Source organism: Lentzea albidocapillata (genome assembly GCF_000719115.1).
Taxonomy (GTDB): domain Bacteria; phylum Actinomycetota; class Actinomycetes; order Mycobacteriales; family Pseudonocardiaceae; genus Lentzea; species Lentzea albidocapillata.
The window spans coordinates 23,509-40,266 of record NZ_JOEA01000038.1 but is presented as its reverse complement, the minus strand read 5'-3'; the positions used below and the strand labels follow the sequence as shown (position 1 = coordinate 40,266).

The window sequence follows — 16,758 nt, the reverse complement described above, 5'->3', positions numbered from 1 at the left end:
CCCTGGCTTGAGCACTACAACACTGAACGCAGTCACTCCGCACTCGAGGGACACCCACCCATCAGCCGCGTTCAGTCACCAACCTCATGACCAAGTACAACTAGTGGCGATCCCCCGGTAGGCTGCCTCACGGGGGACTCACATCGGGTGGAGGTGGCATGGCATTCGCGCGACGCGTGGCCGCGGTGATTCCGCTGGTCGGAGCCGTGACCACGGCTGCGGCGCTGACCGGCGCGGCGTTCTTGACAGTGGCGCACGCGGGCTGCGACGAGGCCGGCCGCTTCGTCCGCACCGGCGAGACGATCCAGTTCGTCGGAGGCTGTGTGAACGGCGCCGACCTACCGTCGGCTCCGACAGCCGAGGTCGAGAACGTGGACAGGTTCGGCTCGAAGAAGCCGTAGCAGAACGCACGCGGGGACCTTTCGTACTCCTGTCGAGTACGAAAGGTCCCCGCGTGCGTTTCAGGATCAGCCCAGAGCTTCGAGCAGGTCGGCCACCAGGTCGTCACCGGACTCGATGCCCACCGACACCCGCACCAGATCCGCGGGCACCTCCAGCATCGACCCGGCCGTGGAGGCGTGCGTCATCTTCCCGGGGTGCTCGATCAACGACTCGACGCCGCCCAGCGACTCGGCCAGCAGGAACAGCTTGGTCCGCCCGCACACCTCGAGCGCCGCCTCCTCGCCACCGTCGACGATGAACGACACCATGCCGCCGAACCGGCTCATCTGCTTGGCCGCGACCACGTGGCCGGGGTGCGACTCGAGGCCGGGGTAGATGACCTTCTTCACGCGCGGGTGCCGGGTCAGGGCCTCGGCGACCAGCTCGGCGTTGTCGGAGTGCTTCTCCATGCGCAGCTGCAGGGTCTTGATGCCGCGCAACGTCAGGTAGGCGTCGAACGGCCCAGGGACCGCACCGGCACCGTTCTGCAGGAACGCGAACGCCGCGTCCAGCTCCTCGTCGGAGGTGATCAGCGCGCCGCCCACGACGTCGGAGTGACCGCCGATGTACTTGGTCGTCGAGTGCAGCACCACGTCCGCGCCCAGCTCCAGCGGGGTCTGCAGGGCGGGCGAGGCGAAGGTGTTGTCCACCACCAGCTTGGCGCCGGCGCCGTGGGCGACCGAGGCGATCGCCGCGATGTCACCGATGTTCAGCAGCGGGTTGGTGGGCGTCTCGATCCACACGAGCTTCGTCTCGGGACGGATGGCCGCGCGGATGGCGTCGACGTCCGAGACGGGGGCCGGCGAGTGGGTGATCCCCCACTGCGAGAAGACCTTGTCGATCAGCCGGAACGTGCCGCCGTAGGCGTCGTTCGGGATGACGATGTGGTCGCCGGGCTTGAGGAACGTGCGCAGCGCGGCGTCGGTCGCACCCATGCCGGAGGAGAACGCACGGCCGTAGCGGCCGCGTTCGAGCGACGCGAGGCACGTCTCCAGTGCACGGCGGGTGGGGTTGCCGGTGCGCGAGTACTCGAAGCCCTCACGCAGGCCGCCCACGCCGTCCTGGGCGTACGTCGACGTGGCGTAGATGGGAACGTTCACCGCACCCGTGGTCGGGTCCGGGTCCTGACCGGCGTGGATCGCCCTGGTGGCGAAGCCGTATGGGGTGCTCATGTTCGAAGGGTACTCACCCATCTGGCCGCCGACCGCAAGAGTCCACGCAGTGAAAACGGACCAGCCCCCGGCCGAGGTGGCCGGGGGCTGGTCGAGGTCGTGCACAGGGCGATATACGTCGCCCTTGGGGCTTTACCAGCCCTGCTGCTGACCGCCGTAACCCTGCTGCGGGGGCTGGCCGTAGCCGCCCTGCTGCGGGGCCTGCTGCTGCGGGTAACCGCCGGTGCCGGGCTGCTGCGGGTAACCGCCGGTGCCGCCGTAGGGCGACGCGGTCTCCGGGGCGTTGATCACAATAGACTTCATGATCTTGTCGGCCCAGGTCTGCTTCTTGGGCTCCCACAGCGGGGCGAAGAAGCCCGCGTAGCACGGCAGTGCGTCGACGACGTGGCACAGCTGGCGCACGAACGTCGTACCGCCGCCCAGCGGCTGCATGGTCTCTTCACCGACCAGCTTGATCTTCGCGACCTTCTTGCCGATCGACTGACCGGTCTGGCCCTGCTTGATCACCGTGTTCCAGATGATGAAGCCGAAGTTCGCCAGCCAGATCGGGATGGCGAGCAGCGCGAGACCGGGGGCGTCGGACGCCACCGCGATGCCGACGACCACGTAGTACAGGATCAGCGTGACGACGGTCGGGGCCGCGATGTCGATCAGGTAGCCGACGAAGCGCGAGCCCCATTCGGCGTAGCCGGTCGGAGGCGGCGGAGCCATGCCGTAGGCGGGCTGGCCGTAGCCACCGGGCTGGCCGTAGGCCTGCTGCTGCGGCTGGCCGTACGGGCTCGACTGAGGAGCACCGTAAGGCTGCTGCGGAGCACCGTAGGCCTGCTGCTGCGGCTGGCCGTACGGGTTGGACTGCGGAGCGCCGTAAGGCTGCTGCTGAGGAGCACCGTAGGGCTGCTGCTGTTGCGGAGCGCCGTAGGCCGGCGGCTGGGCGGGGAACCCGCCGGAGCCGGGGCCCTGGGCCGGGAAGCCACCCGAGGCGGGCGGCACCTGACCGGGGCTGACGACCTGGGTGGCGTCCGCGTTCTGCTGCGGTGCGGCAGGAGCCTGCCCAGGCGAGACGACCTGCGTCGCGTCCGGGTTCGGGTTCGCCGCGGACGGCTGCCCACCCCCCGGGACGATCTGCGTTGCGTCCGCGTTGGGCTCCTGCGGCTGACCGCCGAACGGATTTCCTGGCGGCTGCGGAGCGTTCATCCGGTTTCCAACCCCCTTGGCTGGGCCGTGTACGAGTAAGACTGATGATGATCTGGGGCGTCACGCTATCGGACGCACCCGCTCCTGCGTTCAGCGACCAGCCAAGAACCCCAGAATGTCCTGCCGAGTTACGACTCCGGCAGGCTTTCCGTCCTCCAGCACGAGGGCGGCGTCGGCGTTCGACAGCGCGTTCATGGCGATGCCGACCGGTTCACCGGCGCCGAGCGTCGGCAGCGGCGGCGACATGTGCTTGTCCAGGCGGTCGGAGAGCTGGGCCTTTCCGGTGAACAACGCGTCGAGCAGGTCGCGTTCGTTGACCGCGCCGGCGACCTCGGCGGCCATGATCGGCGGTTCGGCGTTGACGACCGGCATCTGCGAGACACCGAACTCGCGCAGGATCGCGACGGCGTCACCCACGGTCTCGTTGGGGTGCGCGTGCACGAGGTCGGGCAGCATGCCGCCCTTGCGGCGCAGCACGTCGCCGACGGTCGCGCCGGTCGAGTCGGGCGGCAGGAAGCCGTAGGACGCCATCCACCGGTCGTTGAAGACCTTGGACAGGTAGCCGCGGCCGCCGTCCGGGAGGATCACGACCACGACGGCGTCCTCGGGCAGGTCCTTCGCGATGCGCAGCGCGGCGGCGGCCGCCATGCCGCAGGAACCGCCGACGAGCAGGCCCTCCTCGCGGGCGAGGCGGCGGGTGATGTCGAACGAGTCCGCGTCCGAGACCTCGACGATCTGGTCGCAGATGGTCTTGTCGTAGGCCTCGGGCCAGAAGTCCTCGCCGACGCCCTCGACCAGGTACGGACGGCCGGTGCCGCCGGAGTAGACGGAGCCTTCCGGGTCCGCGCCGATGACTTTGACGGCGCCGTCCGAGATCTCTTTGAGGTACCGGCCGGTGCCGGAGATCGTGCCGCCGGTGCCGACGCCCGCGACGAAGTGCGTGATCTTGCCGGCGGTCTGGCGCCAGATCTCGGGGCCGGTCTGGTGGTAGTGGCTCGCCGGGTTCTCCGGGTTGGAGTACTGGTCGGGCTTCCACGCGCCGGGGATCTCGCGGACAAGCCGGTCCGAGACGTTGTAGTAGGAGTCCGGGTGCTCCGGTGCGACGGCCGTCGGGCACACCACGACCTCGGCTCCGTAGGCCTTGAGGACGTTGCGCTTGTCCTCGCTGACCTTGTCCGGGCACACGAAGACGCACTTGTAGCCCTTGCGCTGGGCGACCAGCGCGAGGCCGACGCCGGTGTTGCCCGAGGTCGGCTCGACGATCGTGCCGCCGGGCTGCAGCTCACCGGACTTCTCGGCGGCCTCGACCATCCGCAGTGCGATGCGGTCCTTCACGCTGCCGCCGGGGTTCAGGTACTCCACCTTGGCCAGCACCGTGGCCTTGATCCCCGTGGTCAGGGAGTTGAGCTTGACCAGCGGCGTGTTGCCGACCAGATCGACGACGTGCTCGACGTACTCCACCGGTATCTACTCCCCTGCTCCCACTCTCCGAGATAGCGGGACGAAGCGTAGCTCTAGTGGCTGCGGAGGTTAACTCGAACGGCGGCGCCGACGATTCCGATGGGAAGGGGGTGGCGCCGATGATCGGACTGCGGACGCTGCGAGCGGCGGCGATGACCGCCGCGACGCTCGGAGGGCTCTCGGGCGCGCTGGTCGGTCTGCTCACTGAGCAGGGACGACGTGCCCGGGTGGCCATCGGCGTGCTGGAGCATCTCTGGCCCGCACCGGACGGCGTGTACCTCGACGACGGCGGCGATCCGCTGCGGCTGGCGGTGCTCGGCGACTCGATGGCGGTGGGTGTCGGTGTGACCCATCCCTCGCAGATGCCGGGCGTGTTGCTGGCCCAGGCGCTGGCCGAGGAGGCCGGCCGGCCGGTGCGCCTGTCGACGTACGCGATCAGCGGCTCGACCACGCGTGACCTGGTGCCGCAGGTCGACGCGGCCGTGCGGGGCGTGCCCGAGGTCGCGTTGATCATCATCGGCGCGAACGACGTGACGTCGCGGATGGGCACCGCCGAGTCGGCCCGGCTGCTGGCGGAGCAGGTGGGCAGGCTGCGCGCGATCGGCTGCGGCGTCGTCGTCGGCACGTGTCCCGACCTGGGGATCGTGCGGCCGATCCCCCAGCCGTTGCGGATGGTCGGGCGCCGGTACAGCCTGCGTCTCGCGGCCGCGCAGACCGTCGCGGTGCGACGGGCGGGTGGCGTGCCGGTGTCGCTCGGGAACCTCCTGGCGCCGGAGTTCATGGCGCGGCACGCCGACATGTTCAGCTCGGACCGCTTCCACCCCAGCGCGATCGGTTACGAGGCAGCGGCCGGCGTGTTGCTGGCACCGTTGTGCCAGGTGGCGGGGCTGTGGCCGGGCTGGGTGGCGCCTGTCGTGAGGCTGCCGTCCGCGGCGGCGCTGGCGGTGCGGCCGTCCCGCGTGCCGGCGTGGCTGCAGAAGCGGCACGCTTGAGTTTCGGAATTCTCGTCACTCGCGCTGGCCGGGGTGAGCGGGCGTTAACTAGGCTCGGCGGCAACCTTGACTCTCAACGAGGAGTTTCGTGATGCCTGAGGCCGTGATCGTCTCCGCCGCCCGCTCCCCCATCGGCCGTGCGGGCAAGGGCTCGCTGAAGGACGTTCGGCCCGACGACCTGGTGGCGCGGATGATTCGCGCGGCACTGGACAAGGTGCCGCAGCTCGACCCCGCGCAGATCGACGACCTGATGCTCGGCTGCGGCCTGCCCGGCGGCGAGCAGGGCTTCAACATGGCGCGCATCGTCTCCGTGCTGCTGGGTTACGACAACCTGCCCGGCACGACGGTGACCCGTTACTGCGCTTCTTCCCTCCAGACGACGCGCATGGCCCTGCACGCCATCAAGGCGGGCGAGGGCGACGTGTTCATCAGCGCCGGCGTCGAGACCGTGTCGCGGTTCGCCAAGGGCAGCTCCGACTCGTGGCCGGACACGCACAACCCGCTGTTCGGCGAGGCCGAGGCGCGCACCGCCTCCGTCGCCCAGACCGGCGCTTCGGAATGGGTGGACCCGCGTTCTCTCGACGTCGTGCCGGACGTCTACGTCCCGATGGGCCAGACCGCCGAGAACCTGGCTCTGCTCAAGGGCATCTCGCGCCAGGAGATGGACGAGTTCGGCGTCCGCTCGCAGAACCTCGCCGAGAAGGCCATCGCCGACGGCTTCTGGGCCCGCGAGATCACGCCGGTCACACTGCCCGACGGCACCGTGGTCTCGTCCGACGACGGCCCGCGCGCCGGCGTCACCTACGAGGCCGTGTCCCAGCTCAAGCCCGTCTTCCGTCCCGACGGCCGCATCAACGCCGGCAACTGCTGCGCGTTGAACGACGGCGCCGCGGCCCTCGTGGTCATGTCCGACACCAAGGCCCGCGAACTCGGCATCACGCCGCTGGCCCGGATCGTGTCGACCGGCGTCTCCGGCCTGTCCCCCGAGATCATGGGTCTCGGCCCGGTCGAGGCCTCGAAGCGCGCGCTGGCGCTGGCGGGCCTGTCGGTCTCCGACATCGACCTCGTGGAGATCAACGAGGCGTTCGCCGCCCAGGTCATCCCGTCCTACCAGGACCTCGGAATCGACCTCGACCGGCTGAACGTGAACGGTGGCGCGATCGCGGTCGGCCACCCGTTCGGCATGACCGGCGCGCGCATCACCACGACCTTGATCAATTCGCTGCAGTTCCACGACAAGCAGTTCGGTCTGGAAACGATGTGCGTGGGCGGCGGCCAGGGCATGGCGATGGTCATCGAGCGCCTGAGCTGATCTTTCGCTCAAGATCTGCAAATTGAAGCTTGCAAGTGGCTCCGTATCACCCGAACGGAGCTACTTGCATGCCCCCTTTCTGCCGATGAGATGAATCGTCGCGCAATGACGTCATCAGGCGAGGGGAAGTCCGTCCCTACCGATGAGCAAGGAGGGGTCGGACATGCCCTATGTGTGGTGGCAAAGCGAATACGACCTGCAATGTCATGCTTTCTCTCTCGATCAAGCCAACGGTTCGCGCAGCTTTTATGAGGCCGTCTGCGAACATTCGGTGCCCGACGAACGGGTGTCGCGCGCGCAGGCGGGCGCCCTCTGCATGGACTGCCTGATCAAGGTGGGCACCGAACTGCCGGACGTGCGCTGGCGGGCTTAGAGCCGCCACATCCCGATCGAACCCGGTGCGCTCTCCACGAAGCCGTGTCGTGCGTAGAGACGACGGCCGGGCGGATCGGCGAGCAGACTGACCTGTGCGCCGGGAGAGGCCTCGTAGATCCTCGCCAGCAGCGCGGTCATGATCGCGTCGCCGATGCCTTTGCGTTGATGGTGCGGAAGCACCGCCATGTCGATGACGACGAAGTACCAGCCGCCGTCGCCGAGCACTCGGCCCATGCCGGCGGTTTCGCCTGATTCCACGTGAGTGACGCTCGCGCTGACCCATGCACCGGCGATCCCGTTCTCGGCTTCTTCGCGAGTTCGTTCACTCAGTCCGGATTCCTTGCGCAATCGCAGGTAGTCGTCGACTGACGGCGGTTCCATGACCAGCTGATATGCGGAGTCCAACGCAATTCCCCCTCAGTTGTGCGCGTTGTTCGCGCGATGACGATAGAGGGCGGTTCGCGCTTCCTTCATGTCGAGCTTCTCAAGCCCGTGGACGGCCCAGCCCACCAACGACTCGTCCTCGTGGTCCAAGTGCTCGACCAGGATCGGCAACGCCTCCGGCGAGCGCGCCTCGCCGATCAACTCCAACAGCCAGGCACGCAGGCCATGGTCGTCCTCGGCCCGGAACGCTTCGACCAGTTCCTCGACGTGCTCGGCAGCGAGCTGTCGAAGCAGACCGAAGCCGTCCTCGGCCTTCTGCGGATCGTGGCGGCGCATCAACCACAGAGCTTTGTCGAACCTCCTCGTCATCCATCTCCCCCGCAACGCCGAAGGGGCGTCCCGCCGCAGCGGAACGCCCCTTCAGCACACCCGAAGCGTCAGTCCGAGTTGAAGTACGACAGCAGGCGCAGGATCTCGGTGTACAGCCACACCAGGGTGACCGTGAGACCGAACGCGATCTGCCACGCGAACTTCGCCGGCACGCCGGCGCGGATCGCCTGGTCGGCGGCGTCGAAGTCGATCAGGAAGCTGAACGCCGCAAGGCCGATGCAGACGAGGCTGAAGATGATCGCGAGCGGGCCACCGCTGCGCAGGCCGAGGCCGCCATCGGTGAAGAAGCTCATGACCAGGTTGAAGAGCATGAGGACGCCGACGCCGATGATCGCGCCGACGATCCACTTGGTGAACTTCGGCGTGACGCGGATCGCGCCGGTCTTGTAGACCACGAGCATTCCGAAGAACACGCCGAGCGTGCCGATGATGGCCTGGCCGATCACCACGACACCCTGACCCGGGTTGTCGGTCATGCGGTCGACCATGCCGCCGATGATCCCGCTGAACGCGCCGAGGAAGACGCCTTCGACGGCGGCGTAGGCGAGGACCAGGGGCGGGCTCGGCATGCGCTTGAACATGATGACAAGCGCGAGCACGAGGCCGATGATCGCGGCCGGGAACAGCAGGAACCACGCCTGCATGAGGTAGGTGACGACCGCGGTCGCTGCCACCACAGCGAGCGTGATGCCCGTCTTGGTGACGACGTCGTCGATCGTCATCGGCCGCTCGCTGGTCAGCGGCGGCGGGGCCTGCTGGTAGCCAGCCTGCTCTGGCTGGCCGAAGCCTGCGTAGCCTCCGTACCCGCCGCCGGTCGGCAGGTTACGGAAGGCCGGGTTGCTGCTCGAGCGCACCTGATCCTCCTGTGGCGTTGCTTTACGCCGTCACTGGGTTCAACGAGCACGCTCGGTGCCATGTTCCCCATCGGTAAAGGCGACTTTACCCCCGACGACGATCACACGTGCGCAAATACTGCGCCAACTCCAGAGCGTTATGCGACTACGGCGTGTCGCGGCGTGTCCCACTCGAAGTGAGTAAGCCCCGTCACATTCCGATCACGTTCACACCCAGAGTAGCTGGAGACTTCCCCCTCGTGGCGGTTGTCCCCGGTGTGGGGGACCGACAAGCTCGCACGCGGGATAATCCGCAGGTCAGAGGGGATCAAGATCCAAATGGGCTGGAAACGTCTGGCCGCCGTGGCGATGGTTTCGGGGCTCGCGCTCCTGACCGTTCCCGCGACGGCGACAGCGGTCGGCGTCAAGGGCATCGGCCACAACGCGTCAGGGCTCCAGCCCAACGCCACACCCGGTAGCGAGTGGCACGGGTCATACATCTGGCAGGACAGGCAGGTGTGGTGCGTGCAGTACGCGCTGCCCGCGCCGGACAGCGGTGTCGGTTACCGCGAGGGCGACGAACTGCTGACCAAGGCCGGCAAGAAGCTCGACGCCGGCATCGCGGCGAACATCTCCTACCTGCTGCTGCGCTACTCCACGACCAAGTCGCCGGAGGAGGCCGCCGCCCTCGCGCACCTGCTGCACAGCTGGACGTCGGTGCCCGACGGCGCGGTGCGGCTCGACACGACCGACCCGAAGTTCCTCGCCTACGACGCGCCCTTCTACGCCGCGCGGCTCGCTCCGCCGGTCATGGACGCCGTCGCGCGCCTGAAGGCCGACGCCGAGACCAACCGCGGCCCGTGGACGCTCAGCGCCACCGCGCCGAAGGAACCGCTGATCATCGGCGCCGAGTCGACCTGGACGCTCGCGCTGGTCAAGGCCAACGACAAGGGCGTCACGAACGCGCCGATCAACTTCACCCTGACCGACGCCACGCTGGCCGACGGCAAGACCAGCGGCACGGCCACCACGGGCGCCGACGGCCAGCCGGCGACCGTGAAGATTGTCGCGACCGGTCCGAAGCCCTCGATCGCGGCCGTCGCGGACTCCCCCGCCGACAGGCCCGTCGTGCACTTCCCGATCCAGACGGAGAACATGCAGCGCATGGTCACGACCGGCGGCGAGAAGAAGCTGAACGCCGCCGCGAACGGCCAGGCCAGGACCGCTCCCGGCGCCGTGAAGATCACGAAGATCGACTCCGAGACGAAGAAGGCCATCCCGGGCGTCGCGCTGCGCGTCACGGCCAAGGACCAGACGACGGCGGCGAAGAAGCAGGACGACACCGACCTGGTCGGCACGGACGGCAAGCCGCTGGTGCTGCAGACCGGCCCCGACGGCACGGTCGAGGTGCCGGACCTGCGCACCCCGCAGGAGATCTGCCTCGTCGAGGTGGCCGCTCCCAAGGGTTATGAGGAGTTCTTCGACCCGAAGGCGCCGCCGTCCGCGTGCGGCATGCTCGCGGCGGGTCAGACGCTCGCGCTCGAACTGGTGAACAAGCCGAACAAGCCGGTCGTGCCGAGCACGATCCCCGCCGGTGCGGACGGCCAGACGCCGGTCGCCACCGCCTCGTTCGACATGGAGCTGCGTCCCGGACTGATGCTTGCCGTGGGTGGCCTGGTGCTGCTCGGTGCAGCGCTGGCAGGCTTCCTGGTGTGGCGCAGGCAGTGAGTCCCAAGGCTTTTCTGACCGGTGCGCTGGTGGCGGGTGTGGCCGCCGCCAGCGTGCTGGTCACCACGTCCGAGACCGTGGTCCTCCCCGGACGCGCGGTCGCGGACGAGATCCCGGTGGTGGGACCGGGGCCGGTCGCGGACAGCCTGAGCACCGGCCGCGGTCCCGATCTCACCGGGTTGGTCGGCGGAGCGAACACGGCCAACGCCAGGCCCGCCGACCCCACCCAGCAACAGCAACAGCCCGCGCCGCCCAAGGCCGGTCCGGGCTCGGTCCGGCTGCCCGCTGGCGGTTCGGCGACGCTGGTGCGCAGGGAGGTCGAGGACGGCGTGCTGCCGGTGCCCGACGGCATCGGCGAGGCGACCTGGTGGGGCACCGAGCTCGCGGGCGCCGAGGGTGCGACGGTGCTGGCCGGGCACGTCGACTGGAAGGGCGCGAAGGGCCCGTTCGCGGAGCTGTGGCAGGCGCAGAACGGCCGTGAGGTCGTGATCGCCGACAGCGCGGGCAAGGAGTTCAAGTTCCGCATCAGGCAGATCGAGACCATCCGCAAGGAAGAGCTCCCGGCACGCGCCGTCGAGTTCTTCGGGCCGCGCGGGCCGCACCGGCTGGTGCTGGTCACCTGTGGCGGCACGTGGGTCGGCGGTCAGCAGGGATACGAGGCGAACCGAGTGGTCATCGCCGAACCCGTTCAGTAACCAATCGCGCACCTCGCGCAACCCGTTCGGGTAATCAGTCGTCTCCTAAGGTGTGAAACGGTGGGGATGGTTGACCACGGGCCTTGCTCTGGGACTGGTTCTGGCACTGGTGATGACGCTGGGGTCGCACGAGGGCCCGGCGAACCAGGCGGACACCGGCCCGTTGCCGATGGCACCGCGGCTGCCCGCTCCCAAGGACGCGGGACCGACGCCGACGGTCCCGGCGCCCACACCCGAGCAGGTCCAGAAGCAGCCGTGGATGCACAAGCTGACGCCGGGTGAGAAGCCGCCGCAGTTCGTGCTCTTCTCGTTCGACGGCGCGGTGTCGAAGCAGCACTGGGACAAGGTCCTGCCGATCGCGAAGGCCAAGAACGCGCACGTGACGGGTCTGCTGTCCGGCGTCTACATGCTGGCGGACCCGGACAAGAACCAGTACCAGCCGCCGGCGGGCCTCAAGCGCGGCCTGTCCGACATCTCGTTCGGCGGCACCCGGCAGGACGTCGCGGCCCGGATCGCTTACCTGAACCAGGTGATCGCCGACGGCCACGAGATCGGCACGCACTACAACGGCCACTTCTGCACCAGCGGCAGCCAGCCCTCGGTCGACAAGTGGGACACCGCGGCCTGGAACGCCGAGCTCGCCCAGTTCAAGCAGATCGTCGACAAGGCGCGCGCCGCCGGGCTCAACCTGCCGGCCGACGCCGTCCGGGGTGGACGGACGCCGTGCCTGGAAGGCAACTGGGACCAGGCTTTCCCGGCGATGGCCGCGAACGGCCTCGTCTACGACACCAGCAAGGTCGCGCTCGGCGTGCAGTGGCCGACCGTCCAGAACGGACTGTACGAGTTCCCGATGCCCGAGGTGCGCGTTCCGGCGCTGGGCAAGCAGGTCGTCATGATGGACTTCAATCTCTGGTACTCGCTCAACCAGGCGAAGGACGAACCCTGGCGCGCCGCGGACTTCACCCAGATCGTCCTCGACACCTACAAGTCGGTGCACCAGGCCGCGTTGAACGGCAACCGCGCGCCGATCGTCGTCGGCAACCACTTCAACGAGTGGAACGGCAACGCGTTCTCGACGGCGATGGAGCAGTTCATGGAGTACGTGTGCGACAAGCCGGAGACGGTGTGCGCCACCTACACCGAGGTGATCCAGTGGATGCAGCTGCAGGATCCGGCGGTGCTGGACCAGCTCCGCCGGATGCCCGCTGCCCGCAACTGGTGACTAGTGGCGCGACCCGGAACGTCGGCGAGGTAATCCACGCTCAGCAGGGCACCTCGCGGCGCCGCCCCCGAATTCCCCCGGCAACGTCCCGGGCCACACCACTAGCCGTCGGTGGAGATGATCCGGTCGTCGTTCGCGCCCGGTGAGCCGTTGGCGTCCTGGTTCGACGTGCCCAGCCACAGCGTGCCGTCCGGCGCCGGAGCCACCGCGCGCACGCGGCCGTAGCTCGTGAACATCGCCTGCGGGGTGCCGAGCGTGGTGCCGCTCACCGGGATCTTCCACACGCGCCTGCCGGTGACGGCGCCGACGTACAGGGCGTTCTTGTAGAAGGCGATGCCGGTCGGACCGGCCTGGCTGGTGGACCACGTCTTGACCGGGTTGGTCATGCCCGCGGTGTTGCAGTTGCCTTCACACGTCGGCCAGCCGTAGTTCTTGCCGGCCTCGATCCGGTTGATCTCGTCGGTCCTGCTGTTGCCGAACTCGGTGGCGTACGCGGTGTTGCCGATCCACGTGATGCCCTGGACGTTGCGGTGACCGATCGAGTAGACGACGCTGCCGGCGCGAGGGTTGCCGGCAGCGGGCTTGCCCGCCGCGTCGAAGCGCAGGACCTTGCCGCCCAACGAGTTCCAGTTCTGCGCGGTGCCGGTGTTCTGGCCGTCACCCGTGGTGGCCCACAGGAAGCCGTCCGGGCCCCACTCGAGCCCGCCGCCGTTGTGGTAGCGGTTCTTGGGGATCCCGGTGACGATCGGCTGCGGCGTGCCACCGAGCTGGAGCTTGGCGACGCGGTTGTCGCTCGCCGTCGAGTAGTAGATGAAGACCGAGTTGTCGGTCGCGAAGCTCTTCGACACGGCGAGGCCGAGCAGCCCGCCCTCACCGCCGGTCGTCTGGGCCTGTTCCACCGTGTCCAGGTCGGTGACGGTGGTGCCCTTGATCTTCTTGATCTTCCTGGTGTCCCGCTCGGTGAAGATGCCGCTGCCGTCCGGCAGGAACTCGATGTCCCACGGGATGTCCAGCTTCGTGGCGAGTGTCCGTTCGGCGAGGACGGAGGGATCATCCTGTGCCGATACGGGCATCGCGCAGAGGGTCGCGGCCATGGCAGTGCAGGCTGCCGCTGCTGCGATACGACGAGCACGCATGTGTGCTCTCCTTCGGGTCCGCTCGTGAGGGGTCTGCGGCGGCGGCCTTGCAGGGCGTGTTTACGCAATCACAGATCGCACGCACCCGCAACAGTCGTCGGAGGTCCCGGTATTCCCAGCCTCCGGGCGGGTGAAACGGGACGGCATCGCTCCGATGACTTCAGGTCACTTTCTGTACGGTCTAGACCGTGGATGCCCTGACCACCTACCGTTGGGACGCCGCCGCGCCCCCAACGGAAAGCGCTTGCACGCCCACGCGGGCATGCGGGCCGGACACCCGAGGAGTTGCGCCATGAACGTTGCCGTCACCACCACCGAGACGAAGCTGCCCGAGGTCAGGCGCGAGTGGGTCAAGCCCGACTTCCGCGATTTCGAGACGCCGATGGAGGTCACCGCCTACGCGGCCCGCAGCTGACGTCAGGCATCGCGCCGGGGTTCCTGGCAGGCTGCCGGGAACTCCGGCCCCGCGCGTTCCCGGAGGAGTTCTCGCCCATGTCTGCCGTCGCCCCCGCGGAGTTCGTCGCCGAGCTGCGCGCCCTCGCCCCCCGGTACTGGGACAGCCACCCGTTCCACCTGCGCATGCACGCCGGCCAGTTGAGCAAGCACGAGCTGCAGGCGTGGGCCGCGAACCGCTGGTACTACCAGCGTTGCATCGCCCAGAAGGACGCCGCGATCCTCTCCAACTGCCCGTCGCCGGAAATTCGGCGCCAGTGGCGCGAGCGGATCGTCTGGCACGACGGCACACGGCCGGGCGAGGGCGGCGCGGAGAACTGGATCCGCCTCGCGGAGGCCGTCGGGCTGACGCGGGAGGAGGTGCTCGACGAACGTCACGTGCTGCCCGGCACGCGCTTCGCCGTCGACGCCTACGTGAACTTCGCGCGCACCCAACCGTGGGTGGTCGGGATCGCTTCCGGTCTCACCGAGATGTTCTCGGGTGCGTTGATGCGCAAGCGTTTGACGGCGTTGCGGGAGCAGTACCCGTGGATCGCCGAGGAGGGCTTCGCCTACTTCACCGACCGGATCCAGGCCGTCGCCGGTGAAGGACAGGCCACTTTGGACATCGTGGTCGAGCACTCGGTCACCCGCGAGCAGCAGCTGGCCGCGGTGTCCGCGCTGTCGTTCAAATGTGACGTGCTGCGGGCCGTGCTGGACGCCGTCGACTACTACTCGGGCAAGGGCAGGCCGTGACACCGGCCGTCGAGCTGGACGCCGTGCCGCGGATCCGGCGCGGTGTGAAGTGCGCCTACGACCAGATCCGTTCCGCGCACGTGGTCCTGTTCCCCGAGGGGGTGCTGGTGCTGAACGAGACCGCGGCTTCCGTTGTGGCGCTTTGTGACGGCGTTCGATCCGTCGGCGACATCGCCGTGGTGCTGGCCGACGAGTACGACGGTGTCGAGCCCGAGGACATCGCTTCGCTGGTCGCCCGCATGGTCGAACGAAGGGTGGTGGACGTTGATGGCTGAGGCGCCTTTCGGCCTGCTGGCCGAGCTGACGCACCGGTGTCCGTTGCAGTGCGGCTACTGCTCGAACCCGCTGGAGCTGGTCCGCCGCGACGCCGAACTGTCGACCGAGGACTGGCGGCGCGTGTTCGACCAGGCCCGCGCCCTGGGTGCGTTGCAGATCCACCTGTCCGGCGGCGAACCGTTGCTGCGGCCCGATCTGCCCGAGCTCGTGGCGCACGCGAACAGCCTCGGCTGCTACGTCAACCTGGTCACGTCGGGGGTCGGTCTCTCGCGCGACCGGTTGCGTTCGCTGGCTTCCGTGGGTGTCGATCACGTGCAGCTCTCCCTGCAGGACGCGACTCGTTCCGGAAACGACAGGATCGCGGGCATCAAGGCGTTCGACCGGAAGGTGGAGGCTGCTTCTTTTGTGCTCGACGAGGGCTTGCCGCTGACGGTCAACACCGTGCTGCACCGGCAGAACCTCGACAACATCGCCGGCATCATCGCGATGGCGGAGCAGATGGGTGCCGAGCGCCTGGAGCTCGCCAACACCCAGTACTACGGCTGGGCGCTGCGCAACCGCGCGGTGCTGCTGCCGACCCGCGCCCAGCTCGCCGTCGCCGACCCGATCGTGGCCGCGGCGCAGGACCGTCTGCGCGGCCGGATGGAGATCGTCTACGTCATCGCGGACTACCACGAGGCCCACCCGAAACCCTGCATGTACGGGTGGGGCGCACGGCAGTTGACGGTGGCACCGAACGGTGACGTGCTCCCCTGTCCCGCCGCCACGGTGATCTCGTCGCTGGAGATCGAGAACGTGCGCGACTCCTCGTTGCACGAGATCTGGCACCACTCGCCGTCGTTCAACGCCTTCCGCGGCTTCGAGTGGATGCAGGACCCGTGCCGCTCGTGCCCGCGCAAGGAGATCGACTTCGGTGGGTGCCGCTGCCAGGCGTTCCAGCTGACGGGCGACGCCGCCGCGACCGATCCCGTCTGTTCCCTGTCGCCCGCGCGGTCCACTGTGGACCTGATCCTGGAGACCGAGATGGCGCCGTCCGAGGTTCCCGCGATGGCGATGAGGAAGATGCGGTGAAGGCGGTCCTGCTCGGCACGACGGCAGGTGGCGGTTTCCCGCAGTGGAACTGCGCGTGCCCCCTGTGCGTGCGCGCTCGTTCCGGCGAGTTGCCCTCGCGATCCCAGGACTGCCTGGCGATCAGCGGCAACGGCACCGACTGGTGGCTGGTCAACGCTTCCCCGGACATCCGGACGCAGATCGCCTCGTGTTCGTTGTTGAACCCTGGTCCTGGAGCGCGCGACACCCCGTTGCGCGGTGCTCTGTTCACGGACGCCGAGCTCGACCACACGCTGGGGCTTCTGACGTTGCGGGGCGGCGCGGGCCTGACGGTGTGGGCGCCGGACACGGTCCTGCACGCGTTGAAGGACCAGTTCGACCTGCGCACCGTGATCGACGGCTACGCACCGGTGGCGTGGCGTCAGGTCGACCAGCCTTTCGACCTGGGAGGCCTGCGGGTCTCGGCGATCCCGATCAGCGGCAAGCGCCCGAAGTACGCCCGTTCGTCCACTGTGGATGGCCATTGGGTGGTCGCCTACCGTTTCGAGGATCCCGTTTCCGGTGGCGTGCTGGTCTACGCGCCCTGCCTGGCGTCGTGGCCCGCCGGCTTCGACGAGGTGGTGGCCGGGGCCGACTGCCTGCTGCTCGACGGCACCTTCTACGCGGCCTCGGAGATGGGTTCGGCGACCGGCAGCTCGTCCGGGCAGGCCGCGATGGGCCACCTGCCGATCACGGCGAGCCTGCCCGAGCTGCGGCGGTTTCCGGGGGTGCGGCGGATCTACACGCACCTCAACAACACCAACCCCGTGCTCGACCCCTCGTCGCCGGAGTCGGCGAAGTTGCGCGAGGCCGGGGTCGAGGTGCCGTTGGACGGCACGGTGATCGAGCTGTAGATCGGCCACAATCACC

19 protein-coding genes are annotated in these 16,758 nt (G+C 68.6%); 12 read left to right on the top strand and 7 right to left on the bottom strand.

The features are described from left to right. The first annotated feature begins 158 nt into the window (after nt 1-158). On the top strand, nt 159-401 hold the full coding sequence (locus IG04_RS0140960; RefSeq protein ID WP_051771941.1) for a hypothetical protein: 243 nt from the start codon (nt 159-161) through the stop codon (nt 399-401). Between the two features lie 66 nt (nt 402-467). On the opposite strand, the gene IG04_RS0140955 is transcribed toward IG04_RS0140960, so the two are convergent. The 3 genes from IG04_RS0140955 to IG04_RS0140945 form a co-directional block, all read right to left on the bottom strand. Continuing rightward, nucleotides 468-1,613: a cystathionine gamma-synthase gene (locus tag IG04_RS0140955; protein ID WP_211257917.1), complete on the bottom strand. Its 1,146-nt coding sequence runs from the start codon at nt 1,611-1,613 to the stop codon at nt 468-470. Nucleotides 1,614-1,745: 132 nt separating this feature from the next. Continuing rightward, nucleotides 1,746-2,807: an RDD family protein gene (locus tag IG04_RS43450; RefSeq protein WP_051771937.1), complete on the bottom strand. Its 1,062-nt coding sequence runs from the start codon at nt 2,805-2,807 to the stop codon at nt 1,746-1,748. Nucleotides 2,808-2,897: 90 nt separating this feature from the next. Then, nucleotides 2,898-4,268 carry a cystathionine beta-synthase gene (locus IG04_RS0140945; RefSeq protein WP_030482141.1) on the bottom strand — a complete coding sequence of 457 codons (1,371 nt, stop codon included), beginning with the start codon at nt 4,266-4,268 and terminating at the stop codon, nt 2,898-2,900. Between the two features lie 119 nt (nt 4,269-4,387). On the opposite strand from IG04_RS0140945, the gene IG04_RS0140940 reads away from it, so the two are divergent. From IG04_RS0140940 to IG04_RS0140930, 3 genes are all read left to right on the top strand, one after another. Further along, nucleotides 4,388-5,260 carry an SGNH/GDSL hydrolase family protein gene (locus IG04_RS0140940; protein WP_030482140.1) on the top strand — a complete coding sequence of 291 codons (873 nt, stop codon included), beginning with the start codon at nt 4,388-4,390 and terminating at the stop codon, nt 5,258-5,260. A gap of 91 nt (nt 5,261-5,351) precedes the next feature. Next, the gene (locus IG04_RS0140935) at nt 5,352-6,572 is read left to right on the top strand and encodes an acetyl-CoA C-acetyltransferase (protein WP_030482139.1); all 1,221 of its coding nucleotides are present in this window, start codon (nt 5,352-5,354) and stop codon (nt 6,570-6,572) included. Nucleotides 6,573-6,735: 163 nt separating this feature from the next. Then, nucleotides 6,736-6,945 carry a hypothetical protein gene (locus IG04_RS0140930; RefSeq protein WP_144065796.1) on the top strand — a complete coding sequence of 70 codons (210 nt, stop codon included), beginning with the start codon at nt 6,736-6,738 and terminating at the stop codon, nt 6,943-6,945. Here the strand turns inward: IG04_RS0140930 and IG04_RS0140925 are convergent. The 3 genes from IG04_RS0140925 to IG04_RS0140915 form a co-directional block, all read right to left on the bottom strand. Further along, nucleotides 6,942-7,328: a GNAT family N-acetyltransferase gene (locus IG04_RS0140925; RefSeq protein ID WP_030482137.1), complete on the bottom strand. Its 387-nt coding sequence runs from the start codon at nt 7,326-7,328 to the stop codon at nt 6,942-6,944. The two genes, IG04_RS0140930 and IG04_RS0140925, sit on opposite strands and share 4 nt — an antisense overlap. A gap of 36 nt (nt 7,329-7,364) precedes the next feature. Then, nucleotides 7,365-7,700: a HEAT repeat domain-containing protein gene (locus tag IG04_RS0140920; protein ID WP_030482136.1), complete on the bottom strand. Its 336-nt coding sequence runs from the start codon at nt 7,698-7,700 to the stop codon at nt 7,365-7,367. 68 nt (nt 7,701-7,768) lie between these two features. Continuing rightward, the gene (locus IG04_RS0140915) at nt 7,769-8,575 is read right to left on the bottom strand and encodes a Bax inhibitor-1/YccA family protein (protein ID WP_030482135.1); all 807 of its coding nucleotides are present in this window, start codon (nt 8,573-8,575) and stop codon (nt 7,769-7,771) included. 318 nt (nt 8,576-8,893) lie between these two features. Between IG04_RS0140915 and IG04_RS0140910 the strand changes: the two genes are divergently transcribed. The 3 genes from IG04_RS0140910 (at nt 8,894) to IG04_RS0140900 (ending at nt 12,199) form a co-directional block, all read left to right on the top strand. Beyond that, nucleotides 8,894-10,282: an MSCRAMM family protein gene (locus tag IG04_RS0140910; protein WP_030482134.1), complete on the top strand. Its 1,389-nt coding sequence runs from the start codon at nt 8,894-8,896 to the stop codon at nt 10,280-10,282. Then, the gene (locus tag IG04_RS0140905) at nt 10,267-10,977 is read left to right on the top strand and encodes a class F sortase (protein WP_084402270.1); all 711 of its coding nucleotides are present in this window, start codon (nt 10,267-10,269) and stop codon (nt 10,975-10,977) included. Before IG04_RS0140910 ends, IG04_RS0140905 begins: the two co-directional genes overlap by 16 nt. Nucleotides 10,978-11,047: 70 nt before the next feature. Further along, nucleotides 11,048-12,199, top strand: coding sequence for a polysaccharide deacetylase family protein (locus IG04_RS0140900; RefSeq protein ID WP_245816755.1), 1,152 nt, complete (start codon nt 11,048-11,050; stop codon nt 12,197-12,199). A 101-nt stretch (nt 12,200-12,300) separates the two neighbouring features. Here the strand turns inward: IG04_RS0140900 and IG04_RS0140895 are convergent, their stop codons facing one another. Next, complete coding sequence (locus IG04_RS0140895; protein ID WP_248782547.1) at nt 12,301-13,272, bottom strand: PQQ-dependent sugar dehydrogenase; 972 nt, start codon at nt 13,270-13,272, stop codon at nt 12,301-12,303. 355 nt (nt 13,273-13,627) lie between these two features. Here IG04_RS0140895 and pqqA point away from each other — a divergent pair, with 355 nt between their 5' ends. The 5 genes from pqqA to pqqB all read left to right on the top strand — a co-directional run bounded on the left by pqqA (nt 13,628) and on the right by pqqB (nt 16,742). Beyond that, nucleotides 13,628-13,750 carry a pyrroloquinoline quinone precursor peptide PqqA gene (pqqA, locus tag IG04_RS47025; protein ID WP_063758378.1) on the top strand — a complete coding sequence of 41 codons (123 nt, stop codon included), beginning with the start codon at nt 13,628-13,630 and terminating at the stop codon, nt 13,748-13,750. Between the two features lie 77 nt (nt 13,751-13,827). After that, a complete protein-coding gene (pqqC, locus tag IG04_RS0140885) occupies nt 13,828-14,523 on the top strand; it encodes a pyrroloquinoline-quinone synthase PqqC (protein WP_030482130.1) in 696 nt (231 codons plus the stop codon). Beyond that, nucleotides 14,520-14,798, top strand: a complete 279-nt coding sequence (pqqD, locus tag IG04_RS0140880; protein WP_030482129.1) for a pyrroloquinoline quinone biosynthesis peptide chaperone PqqD — start codon at nt 14,520-14,522, stop codon at nt 14,796-14,798. The genes pqqC and pqqD overlap by 4 nt, the downstream gene beginning before the upstream one ends. Then, a complete protein-coding gene (pqqE, locus tag IG04_RS0140875) occupies nt 14,791-15,870 on the top strand; it encodes a pyrroloquinoline quinone biosynthesis protein PqqE (protein WP_030482128.1) in 1,080 nt (359 codons plus the stop codon). The genes pqqD and pqqE overlap by 8 nt, the downstream gene beginning before the upstream one ends. Then, complete coding sequence (gene pqqB / locus IG04_RS0140870; RefSeq protein ID WP_030482127.1) at nt 15,867-16,742, top strand: pyrroloquinoline quinone biosynthesis protein PqqB; 876 nt, start codon at nt 15,867-15,869, stop codon at nt 16,740-16,742. Before pqqE ends, pqqB begins: the two co-directional genes overlap by 4 nt. Nucleotides 16,743-16,758: the final 16 nt, after the last annotated feature.